At 34.8% G+C, this 12707-nt stretch carries 7 protein-coding genes and 3 pseudogenes; 9 read left to right on the top strand and 1 reads right to left on the bottom strand.

The window, feature by feature from the left end:
- Positions 1-411: pseudogene (locus KA828_RS08305) on the bottom strand (hypothetical protein); the annotation flags it as partial.
- 215 nt (positions 412-626) lie between these two features.
- On the opposite strand from KA828_RS08305, the gene KA828_RS08300 reads away from it, so the two are divergent.
- From KA828_RS08300 to secA2, 9 genes and pseudogenes are all read left to right on the top strand, one after another.
- Positions 627-1109 (top strand): GNAT family N-acetyltransferase, encoded by a 483-nt coding sequence (locus KA828_RS08300; protein WP_210126032.1) that lies wholly within the window; start codon positions 627-629, stop codon positions 1107-1109.
- Positions 1110-1848: 739 nt separating this feature from the next.
- Positions 1849-1974: pseudogene (locus tag KA828_RS13415) on the top strand (KxYKxGKxW signal peptide domain-containing protein); the annotation flags it as partial.
- Positions 1975-3231: 1257 nt separating this feature from the next.
- Positions 3232-5100 (top strand): annotated as a pseudogene (locus KA828_RS13410) (lectin-like domain-containing protein); the annotation flags it as partial.
- The gene (locus KA828_RS13405; protein WP_247878257.1) at positions 5086-5262 is read left to right on the top strand and encodes an LPXTG cell wall anchor domain-containing protein; all 177 of its coding nucleotides are present in this window, start codon (positions 5086-5088) and stop codon (positions 5260-5262) included. The pseudogene KA828_RS13410 and the gene KA828_RS13405, both read left to right, overlap by 15 nt.
- A gap of 188 nt (positions 5263-5450) precedes the next feature.
- On the top strand, positions 5451-6650 hold the full coding sequence (secY2, locus tag KA828_RS08290) for an accessory Sec system protein translocase subunit SecY2 (RefSeq protein ID WP_210126030.1): 1200 nt from the start codon (positions 5451-5453) through the stop codon (positions 6648-6650).
- Between the two features lie 9 nt (positions 6651-6659).
- Positions 6660-8234: an accessory Sec system protein Asp1 gene (gene asp1 / locus KA828_RS08285; RefSeq protein WP_210126029.1), complete on the top strand. Its 1575-nt coding sequence runs from the start codon at positions 6660-6662 to the stop codon at positions 8232-8234.
- Positions 8224-9786, top strand: coding sequence for an accessory Sec system protein Asp2 (gene asp2, locus KA828_RS08280; protein WP_210126028.1), 1563 nt, complete (start codon positions 8224-8226; stop codon positions 9784-9786). The genes asp1 and asp2 overlap by 11 nt, the downstream gene beginning before the upstream one ends.
- Positions 9770-10312, top strand: a complete 543-nt coding sequence (gene asp3, locus KA828_RS08275; protein WP_210126027.1) for an accessory Sec system protein Asp3 — start codon at positions 9770-9772, stop codon at positions 10310-10312. The genes asp2 and asp3 overlap by 17 nt, the downstream gene beginning before the upstream one ends.
- A complete protein-coding gene (gene secA2, locus KA828_RS08270) occupies positions 10305-12695 on the top strand; it encodes an accessory Sec system translocase SecA2 (protein ID WP_210126026.1) in 2391 nt (796 codons plus the stop codon). Before asp3 ends, secA2 begins: the two co-directional genes overlap by 8 nt.
- Positions 12696-12707 lie beyond the last annotated feature (12 nt).

The raw sequence follows: 12707 nt of genomic DNA, 5'->3' as shown, positions 1-12707 counted from the left end.
TGCATAACCATTGAATCCCATATCGTTATCTTCAGCTTGATGTTTCGTAGTGTCATTGTTGCTAGTTACATCATGGTTAAACCCAGGATCAATATCATTGTTGTCATCAACATCGTGATTAAACCCAGGATCTACGTTGTTGTTATCTTGATTGTTCGTAGTGTCATTGTTACTAGTTACATCATGGTTGAAACCAGGATCTGTATCATTGTTGTCATCAACATCGTGGTTAAACCCAGGATCTACACTGTTGTTACTGTCTTGAGATGTTATAGGTTGACCATTATTATCGTGATTGAACGCTTGGTCAATGTTGTTTGTTGCTGCAAAAGCATGGCCATGTGACATAAGTAATAGTGATGATGTTACTAATGTTGTTCCGAAAGCATATTTAAAACGTCTTTTAATCAATTCATCCACTCCCTAGTAAATAGCATTCTTCATACATAAAGATGATTATTTAATAATTAAAAATATCATAAATATGTATATTTATAACTTAACACAATAATTTAAATTCAACCTTAATATCTTCTATCAACTGAATGACAGTTTTGTCATATACACATTCATCACATTATTGTGCTACGATATATACGACTTTTGAAAATAGGAGAGGATGTTTGATGCAATTACGTGCAGTAACCGAAGCGGATTTGTCTTCACTGATTGAATTGGAAAATGAAGGTTTTACATCGGATGAAGCAGCTACACCAGAAGCATTAAAAGAGAGAATCGGTAAAATACCTGATACATTCATCATAGCTGAAAATGCGGGCCAAATTCTTGGCTATATTAATGGGCCTGTGATTACGCAACGTTATATAACTGATGACTTATTTGAAACGAGTGAGCGCAATCCTGAATATGGTGGCTATCTTAGTGTGCTTGGATTAGTTGTTAGCAAAAGTAGCCAAGGACAGGGCATTGCCGGGCAATTATTAAAAGCATTTGAGGATTTGGCTAGACAACATTCAAGACATGCCGTAACACTAACTTGTCGCGAAACATTAGTGCCTTTTTATGAACATTACGGCTATATTAATGAAGGAGCGTCAACGTCACAACACGCGGGTATAAAGTGGTATAACATGGTTAAAGAAGTATAATTAAATGTCTTAGAATGAATATAGTAGTATATGAAGATATATATGGTTTGTAGTACTTCAGTAAATAGTACGTTTCATGGGCTTCACACATTAGAAATCAATTTGTGTATGCCCATTTTTTTAATGATTTTGTCTATCATAACATCTCTAGGCGATCTCGTTAAAAAATAACAAACACTGTTATTGAATTGACCAACTGTATGAAGGACGCCATCGAAAAAGTAATTTCAAATCAACTATGTATTGTTTGAAATATAATAATTACCAAAACTTAAAAAATTCAAAAACTCTATTTTAATAGGAAGAAACTCGTTCTGAAGAATGTGTTTTTTCCTATTTTTAATTTAAAAATAGCTCTAATTACTAAAGAAATAATAAAGCGATAGATCTGTCATGCTTACAATATTGTTATACCGATTAAATAAATGAATTTAAATACAAATAAATGAATGTTATCATCTCAATCCAGTATATATAAATAAGCATTACAACTGATTCATCTTAAAGAAACTTACTAACCAAGTAATAATTTGATTGAAACAAAAATATTGAAAATAAAAATAATGAATAAATCGTGCATACTTTTGAATTTTACACAATATAATATAGAAAAACCTTATATAAATGAATTCTAATTTTGTTGCAATTTGCATGTGAAGGGTAATATAATAGCATAAATTCAAATTAATTGTGGTCAATTAGTAGATGGGGAAGTAATTGGAAAATAGAGGAGAGTATTATGTCGAAAAAAGAGAGAAATTTTAAACGATCCTTTGGTGAAGAAAAAGCAAGGGTGAAACTATATAAATCTGGAAAACAATGGGTTAAAGCGGGTATTAAGGAAATTCAACTACTTAAAATGTTGGGTTTACCATTCTTAAATAAAGATGTAGAAGAAATTAGCAATTTAGAAACAAATCATAATGAGCGATTAAAAAAACAAGCCATGAGAGCAACTGGCTTAGTAGGCGGTGCCTTTACCTTTACGATGCTTAATGACCATCAGGCATATGCTGCTTCTGAGACACCTATGACTTCAGAAATTTCATCCACGAGTGCAACAGTAGCAAATCAACAATCAACTGCGATTACTAAATCAGAAACTTCCGAGTCTACTGAAACAACAAGTAAAAGCACTGTAGAAAGTACAAGCGATAAGAATTCAGTAGAAACGACTTCTAATAAAGCGGCATCTAACGCTAATTCATCCACGAGTACAACGTCTACTTCGGAACAAGAAGCACCTAAGTCAGAAGCTGCTTCTTCGGAAAAACAAATTGAAAAGAATTCTGGAAATGCATCGAATAGTGATAAAAGTAAAGAGACAAGTACGTCTGAAGAAAAAAAGAGCAGTACGAATTCTTTAGAAAAAGACACTTCTACTAACAGCACATCAGAAAAAAGTAATAAAATTTCTTCAAGTAGCAATAAAGAATCATTAAGTAACTCAAATGAGAATAACTCAAAAGGAAGTACGCGTACTGAAGCATCACTAGCGTCAAATAATGCCCCAAAAAGTGTGACATCTTCAACGCACACTACAGAAAGCAATAAAAACGAAGATTTAGGATCTGCCTTATTTACTACTAATTCAACAAGTTCATCCACAAGTCCAACTAAGTTAAGAACGTTTAGTAGATTGGCAGTAAATACACTTGCAGCAACAACAGCAGCGACTAGTCAAACTAACACATATACAGGAGTTGGATCTTCAAAATTTAGTAATGGTACAAACTATCCGATTTACTATAGGGTAACAGTAACGAATAATGGTGATGGAACAGTAACTTTTAGATATACAATCACCTATGACAATCCGAATACTACTGCTACTATTGAAAAGCCAGGAGTGACAACAGATACCAATGTAACTAATCCTAATCAGCCAATGATTACTTTAGGTAGTGGTTATAGTGCAATAACTAAAGTAAAGCAAGGATACACTGATCCAAACTATAATTTTATAACAAATGTTAAAACAACTACTCCGACAGTTGTGACTAAAGGGGACGGGTATACTTGGACCGGAGCAACGTTAAGTAAATATTATGTGTCTCAAGGCTACGGCGTTACTGCGGAATTTACGGTGAATATAAATAATCCTAGCGGAGATTTATCATTTAAAATATCCCCTTCAGCTAGCTATGCATTAGATTCATCATATGTGAACTACTTTGATAACGCTACAATTAATAATGTAGAGCCGAGTACATCAACCAGTCAATCAACCAGTTTATCTAATAGTGTAATAAAAAGTCAGAGCCAATCAAGAAGTGAAAGTGTAGCCAAAAGTGAAAGTGATTCAAAAAGCACAAGTACAAGCAAAGTTAATAGCGAAAATGCATCAAGAAGTGAAAGTGTAGCCAAAAGTGAAAGTGACTCAAGAAGTACGAGTACATCATTAAGTGATTCGACAAAAGCGAGTACGTCATTGAGTGCATCAACATCAACGAGTGTAAGTGACTCAACAAGTGCAAGTACATCATTGAGTGCATCAGCATCAACGAGTGCAAGCGACTCAACAAGTGCAAGTACATCGTTAAGTGAGTCAACATCAACAAGCGTGAGTGACTCAACAAGTATGAGCACATCATTAAGTGGATCAGAAAGCGTGAGTCTTTCAGACTCATTAAGTGAAAGCACATCAGATAGTGCATCAGCATCAACAAGCGTGAGTGACTCAACAAGCGCAAGCACATCATTAAGTGCGTCAACATCAACGAGTGTGAGTGACTCAACAAGTATGAGCACATCATTAAGTGGATCAGAAAGTACGAGTCTTTCAGACTCATTAAGTGAAAGCACATCATTAAGTGCATCAACATCAACAAGCGTAAGTGACTCAACAAGCGCAAGCACATCATTGAGTGAGTCAACATCAACAAGTGTGGGTGATTCAACAAGTATGAGCACATCATTAAGTGGATCAGAAAGTGCGAGTCTTTCAGACTCATTAAGTGAAAGCACATCATTGAGTGCGTCAACATCAACAAGCGTAAGTGACTCAACAAGTGCAAGTACATCGTTAAGTGAGTCAACATCAACAAGCGTGAGTGACTCAACAAGCGCAAGCACATCATTGAGTGAGTCAACATCAACAAGTGTGAGTGATTCAATAAGCACAAGTACATCAGATAGTGCATCAACATCAACAAGCGTGAGCGACTCAACAAGTACAAGTACATCATTAAGTGAGTCAACATCAACGAGTGTGAGTGACTCAACAAGTATGAGCACATCATTAAGTGCGTCAACATCAACAAGCGTGAGTGATTCAACAAGCGCAAGTAATTCAGATAATTCAAGCACATCGGTATCATTTAGTATGGGTAAACCTGAAAGCCATTCATTGCCAGAATTTGATTTGCCATCATACATTGCTTCTGAATCAACAAGCACATCATTAAGTATTTCGACAAGTATGAGCGCATCAACAAGTATAAGTGCATCATCAAGTGGCTCAACATCAGCAAGCACGAGCACGTCAACAAGTACAAGTGCATCAGCAAGTGCCTCAACATCAGCAAGTACGAGCGCATCAACAAGTCCAAGTACGTCATCAAGTGCCTCAACATCAGCAAGCACGAGCACGTCAACAAGTACAAGTGCATCATCAAGTGCCTCAACATCAGCAAGTACGAGCACATCGATAAGTCCAAGTACGTCATCAAGTGGCTCAACATCAGCAAGTACGAGCACGTCAATAAGTCCAAGTACGTCATCAAGTGGCTCAACATCAGGAAGTTCAAGCACGAGCACATCGATAAGTCCAAGTACATCAGCAAGTGATTCAACATCAGGAAGTTCAAGCACATCAACAAGTACAAGTGCATCAACTAGTGGAACAACGTCAGCAAGCACGAGCACATCGACAAATTCAAGCACATCACTAAGTCATTCAACATCAACATCAGAAAGTGAAACAAGCCGTACGTCGATGAGCACTTCGGAATCACAAAATAACAATGACTCACAAATGCATAGCAACGCACAGCAACATGATGCTAAAGACGACTTGCCAGAAACAGGTGGTAAAGAATCTAATTCGACTGGATTATTATCATCAGTTGCAGCAATGTTAGCGGGGTTAGGATTAGTTAGAAATTCTCGTAAAAATAAGAAAGATAAAAAGAATAAAGGATCAGAACAATAAACTATTTCATTAGGGAGATAGATTTATAAAATAATCACTTGTCAATAAGGTGATTGTCTATCCTTAAAAAAAGAGGCTAAAGTATAATTATTGGTTGGAATAATGTATGTATAAACCAAACTAATTAATATCTTTAGCCTCTTTGATATAATGTAAAAAACTTTATTTTTAAAATTTTAGGTGGAATTATGATAAAAAATCGTGAATATAAGGTTTTATATAAGAGGATTGTATTTACCTGTTTTATATTGGTTGTCTACATTTTCGGGAGTCATATTTCAATCGTAGGTTCAAACGATGTATATGATAATAAAGACACATTTTTTAAATTAGCGGTTTCGAATGTGGGTGGAGATCTTCATACGTTAAATGTGTTCTCATTAGGTCTTGGTCCTTGGTTAACGTCGCTAGTTATCATTATGCTATTGAATTATCGAAATTTGGATCAAGCTACGAAACAAACACGTTCTGAAAAGCATTACAAGGAAAGAATTATAACGATAGTGTTTGCGATATTTCAAAGTTATTTTGTAATCAATACGTATATTCATAATAACTTTATTAAAGATTCAAATGTCATGTTACTTATGCTAGTTCTTGTTACAGGGACAATGTTATTGGTTTGGTTAGCTGATCAAAACATCACATATGGTATCTGTGGACCTATGCCTATTGTATTAACGAGTTTGATTAAGTCTTTATTTAACAATCAACATTTTTTTAAACTTAACGTAAGTGTCGTATTACTCATATTAGTCATTGTGACATTAATCGTCGCATTACTCGTTTTATTATTTATTGAGTTATCGGAATATCGACTTCCTTATAAAGACTTGATGAATAACACGACGCAGAAGACACCAACATATTTATCATGGAAATTGAATCCGGCTGGGAGTATTTCAATTATGATCAGTTTATCAGTTTATGTATTGCTTAATAACTTGATTCATTTAATAGCATCATTATTTGGTACTAATGCAAGTTTAGAATTTTTAAGTTTTGCTAGTCCAATAGGCATTACATTTTATATTGTGTTACAAATCATACTAAGTTACTTGCTGTCACGTTTCTTAATTAACACTAAGAAAAAAGCGAATGAATTTCTAAAGAATGGAAATTATTTTGATGCTATACGTCCGGGTCGTGAAACAGAACAATATTTAAATAGTAAAGCAAGAAAGGTATGTTGGACTGGCGCCATATTAGTTGCTCTGATTTTAGCAGTGCCATTATATTCAACATTGTTAGTGCCTAATCTATCCACAGAAATTTACTTTTCAATGCAATTAATTATTTTAGTTTATATCAGTATTAATATTGGTGAGACGATTCGCACCTATTTATACTTTGATCGATACAAGCAAATCTTGAATAAATATTGGTAGGAGATAATTATGAAACAGTTTATACCTGCATGGTATGATTCGAACAATTGGTGGGATAGCGCTGTTGCGCCTTTTTTCATAAAAAGAAAAACGACAGAATTTGATGACATGGTAAGTTTAATGTCAATGCACCATAAAAATGATGAAGCATTTAATACAATCATCTTAAATTATAATCCTATGTTGCGTCTGTTTTTACATCGTCATGAACTTTATGAAATAAATTACTGGTCTCTGTTTGATGACATACAAGGGGCGACGTCTCTCACACCTATAGCGATTGATTTTAGAACGTTATCTTGGCCTGAGGATACGGAATTTATCTATACACCTTATCAAGTGATAGCTATTACGGGTGATAATCAATTTTCCAAAATTATTTTTAGTCAAGAAGGCTATTTACTCTATATCGAAGCATATGAACAGAATAGGCTTAGTCGTAAATTTATATTTGATGACAGAGGGTTTGTGTCAGCTATTGAGACATACAATGAGGCGCAAGCACCTGTGAATAGATATTATTTAAATGTAGACGGTCAATGTATGATGGTTCAAAATTTTACGACGCAGAGGATAGAGATTCAATCAGAATTTGATGATCATTTTCAAAAGAAAGCGTATAAAAATATGGATGAACTTATCCATGAAAAATTACAGCAATATCATATGTCGACGTTAGCAGATGACGATAAAATAATTATTGCTGCAGATGAACGACATAATCATTTAATGATAGATACATTTAAACCAGAGAATATGTGTTTCTCGATATTTAAGCAGAGAAATAAAACGATCAATGTTGCATTATTAGAGACGATTGGTAAAGCGAATCACTGTATCGTGGATACGCAAGAGAATACGATATTGTTAGACCAATTTATAGCTCAAAATCCTAACTATTTACCTTTTGAAACAATGCGTGTGACACCCTTTGATGCACAAATATTACCTAATATGAGTAGCCAATTATATGAAACAAATATTGGTGTTTGGTTAGGTGAACTTAAGGATAACGACTTACGCTCAGTTATGGATCAACTGAGTCAATATATTAATCAACATGAGCAAACAATGCTACATGTATTAACGCGTTCAGTTGAAAGTGATATACCACAATGGTTCAAAGATGAGATTCACCAATTAAATAAAGTATTAAATACAGAGACTGAGTCATTCTCGCCAGAGGTTCAAGATATATTACAAACGGAGTTAGTTGAAGACGAAGTGGAGAAGGTTAAGTTGATTTATGTGCCTTTCGAAGAAGATTTAATCAAAGAAATGTCACAATTGAGAGTGATTGTAGATTTAAATCGAGAACCGGATTTATATTTACAAATTTCAAGCATTAGTGCGGGTGTACCTCAAATAAATATGCGAGAAACGGATTATGTTGATCATAAGTTAAATGGTTTAGTCATTGAAGAGATTCAACAATTGAGTACAGCTTTAGATTATTTCTTAGTCAATTTAAAGAATTGGAACTATTCATTTGCGCATTCTATAAAGTTGAGTAATGAATTTAGTTCAGAAAAGATTATTCAACGATTACATCGTTTGATTGAAGGTGAAATGCATGGCACGTAAATTTAGAATTTTACAAGTGGGTGGGCAAGATTTAGAACCATTATTTGATAATAAAAAAGGTGTTGAATGGGATTATCTAGATGATGCATTATTCACATTCGATAGTGGTTATATTGAGGCCGTTAAAAGTATTATAGAAACGTTTGGTAACTTTGATTTAGTATTTGTGCAAAGTGCATACTCATCCGAATTATTGGCGTTATTGCAAATCGTCACAACACCTCATAATACGGTCATTGATGCACAAATGTGGTCTCCAAAATATGATGATGAGCCATTGATCCAACACAAATTTGTAAAGAAACTTAATTATCAAACTGAGGAAGAGCTACATCATAAATTGTTAGCTGTGACATTTCCTGGGCAATATGGTGATAGGATATCACCAATTAAAACGATGGTTAATCCAAATTTTCAAGGAACGTATGAATATGAAGGAAATAAATATCTCGTTCTAGAAGGTGACTTTGGTGACGCTTTTAAACCTTTAGTTACGTGGACGCAAAATTTAGTTAATGATAAGAACATCGTTAATGAAATTTGGCCGGAGTATGTGATTGAAGGGGACGTCGAAATTGAATATACCTTTAAACTGACGCCAATATGGTCCGCAAACTTTCCAGATGTGACCTTGCGTTATCTACAGCACGATTTAACGCAACCTATTCAAATGCCAATGTGGTCAGAACAAGCCAATATAAGTGTATCGCTTAAAGCGAAAGGTAAGGGTAAGTTACGTATTGGTGCGATTCATAAACGTTGGTCACGATTAGAAATGGGACAATTTATTATGGGTGGACAGCGTTTTGCTGATGAGAAGCGAGATGAGTTTATTCATTATTTCAATCCAGGTGATATGAAACCACCGCTCAATGTGTATTTTAGTGGTTATCGACCTGCTGAAGGATTTGAAGGTTATTTTATGATGAATAAGATGGATGCGCCATTTATTTTAATTGGAGATCCTCGACTTGAAGGTGGTTCATTTTACCTTGGATCCGAAACATTTGAACAAGGGATCATCGACGTAATACGCCATGCTTTAGACTTTCTAGGCTTTAAACATGATGAGCTCATACTATCAGGATTATCGATGGGCTCATTTGGTGCGCTGTACTATGCAGCTCAATTAGAACCAGCTGCAGTTGTAGTAGGGAAACCATTATTAAATATTGGAACGATAGCAGATAATATGAAATTGTTACGGCCTAATGAATTTGGAACAGCGAATGATGTTTTACTAGCGAATGAAAGAGATAACGCAATGCCAAACATTCAACGCTTGGATACACGATTTTGGGAAAAATTAAAAGCGAGTCATTTATCGCATACAATCTTTGCTATTGCATACATGCACAATGATGATTACGATGCCAAAGCCTTCCAAAATGTATCACAAGTATTGGAGAAACAAGGTGCACATATGATGAGCCGTGGTGTACCAGGACGACATAATGATGATTCACCTACCATTACTAGCTGGTTTGTCAATTTTTATAACATTATTCTAAAAGATCAATTCGGGAGAGATAGCAATGTCAGTATTAAATAGTTACACATTATTGTGGCGTCATATTAATACGGGAACGTTTATGTATGGTACGAAACTGCGCTTTCAAGATAAGGGGACGGATTTTAATAATCCATTAATGCCGTCAGGAACTGTGATACATGATTGGCGTATGTTAACCACATTTAGTGAACATAAGACTGTGCCATCACTTCCTATTTTGAAAAAGGGGTATCACTATAATGTATTGTTGAACTTTGATGCGCAGCCTCAAGGAAGTGCCTATATTAAGATGACATTTTATCGTAAAAATGATACTGAACATTCGTACTTAATTATTAAACATAGCGATACTACATTTCAATTTCCTGATGAAGCTTATGCTTATAAAATTGAATTAATTAATGCTGGTTTGTCGCATCTCTTTTTCAAAAATATTAAAATTCAAGAAATAGGTAAGGCGGATACTGTAGCGCATGAGAATGTAGATAGTGAAGTGAATTTAGACGTATTAAATCGGGTCATATTTGGCGTAAGAAGCGATATGAGAGGTGGTCAAAATGGCTAGTCGTGTAAGTAACGTGATTAATTCAATGCGTTTGCAACGGTTACAGAAGCAATTGACAGCAGTCAATCGATTAAGTGAACAAATGCGTCAATCTTCAGATGAAGCATTACAAGCTAAGACGGCTGAGTTTAAACAACGTTTGGCTAATAATGAAACGACTTTAAATAAATTGTTACCTGAAGCGTACGCAACGATTCGTGAAGCATCAAAACGTGTATTAGGCATGTATCCGAAAGATGTTCAAGTGATGGGTGCGATTGTTATGCATCAAGGCAACATTGCAGAAATGCAAACTGGAGAAGGTAAGACATTAACAGCAACTATGCCACTCTATTTAAACGCGCTCACTGGTAAAAGTGCGTTTCTAATTACCACAAATGATTATTTAGCTAATCGTGACTTTCAAGAAATGAGACCGTTGTATGAATGGTTAGGTTTAACAGCGTCGCTTGGATTTGTTGATAGTCCCGACTATGACTATGCCGATAATGAAAAGCAAGCATTATATCATCATGACATTATTTATACTACGAATGGCCGTTTAGGATTTGATTATTTATTTGATAATCTAGCAGATCATATTAACGCTAAATATTTACCTGAATTAAACTTTGCGATTATTGATGAAGTAGATTCTATTATATTGGATGCTGCACAAACACCGCTAGTCATTTCTGGTGCGCCACGTGTCCAATCAAATTTATTTCACATTGTAAAAATGTTTGTAGAAACGTTAGTCGAGGATAAGCACTTCAAAGTAAAATTAAACAAAAAAGAAGTATGGCTTACAGATGAAGGTATTGATGTAGCGAATCATTATTTTAAAGTGAATAATATCTATCTACCACAACATTTTGATTTAGTACGTATCATCAATTTATCATTACGTGCAAAATATCTATTTAAAGATAATTTGGATTACTTTATATACAATGGTGAAGTTGTACTGATTGACCGTATTACAGGACGAATGTTGCCAGGTACGAAACTACAATCTGGTCTACATCAAGCTATTGAAGCGAAAGAATCTGTAGATTTATCACAAGATTTAAGTGTCATGGCGACAATTACGTTCCAAAATTTGTTTAAGTTATTTCATCAATTTTCAGGAATGACGGGAACGGGCAAGTTAGGTGAAAAGGAATTCTTCGATTTGTATTCTAAATTAGTGGTAGAAATTCCAACTAACAATCCGATTATACGTAATGATAAAGAAGATCGTGTCTATGCGAAATCCGAAGATAAGAATAAGGCGATACTTGAAAATGTAGTCAATATTCATGCTACTAAACAGCCGGTACTCTTAATTACAAGAACTGCAGAAGCGGCTGAATATTTCTCAGCACAATTGTTTAAACAAAATATTCCTAATAATCTATTGATTGCACAAAATGTTGCCAAAGAGGCACAAATGATTGCTGAGGCAGGACAACTTGGTGCTGTTACAGTATCAACGAGTATGGCAGGACGAGGTACAGATATTAAACTTGGTGACGGCGTACATGAACTCGGCGGTTTAGCTGTGATTATCAATGAACATATGGAGAATAGTAGAGTTGATAGACAATTACGTGGACGCTCAGGTCGCCAAGGTGATCCAGGCGTTTCACAGATATATGTGTCATTAGATGACTATATTGTTAAACGATGGAGTAAGTCGAAGTTAGCTGAAAATGAGAAACTAAGAAATATTGATTCAGTGAAATTACAAAATAGTCCCTTTTTCAGAAATAAAGTGAGGGGCATTGTTTCGAAAGCACAGCGTGTATCTGAAGAAACTGCAATGATGGCACGTGAGATGGCGAATGAATTTGAAAAAAGTATTGGTATTCAACGTGATCGTGTGTATGAAGAACGCAATCGTATCCTTGAAACATCTGACTTTAGTGCATTTGACTATGATACATTAGCGCGTGATGTCTTTGACTATGATTTGAGAACAAGGGGAATCTATACAGAAGATGACATTGTGCGTTATATATATGAGCAATTGAGTTTTAGTTTCCATGACACATCAATTAGCCAACATATACAAACCCGTGACCAAACCATCGATTATTTAATACAACAATTCAACAAGCAACTAAAATATAATATGGAAATTGCAGATAATGATTATTTTAAATTACGTTTTCAACAAAAAGCGATATTAAAAGCAATCGATGCTGAATGGATCAGTCAAGTTGATCAATTGCAACAACTTAAAGCGAGTGTCAATAACCGACAAAATGGTCAACGTAATGCGATTTTCGAGTATCATAAAGTAGCGCTAGAAACCTATGACATGATGCTGATTAATATTAAACGAGGAATCATTCGTAATTTATGCTTAAGTATTTTAACGTTTGATAAAGCGCAAGATTTAGTAGTACATTTCCCTTAAAATGTGGTGTTC

It is taken from the genome of Staphylococcus sp. GDY8P85P, assembly GCF_017892405.1.
Classification (GTDB): Bacteria; Bacillota; Bacilli; order Staphylococcales; family Staphylococcaceae; genus Staphylococcus; species Staphylococcus borealis.
The sequence above is the reverse complement of the archived record's forward strand: the minus strand, read 5'-3'. Positions and strand labels throughout refer to the sequence as shown.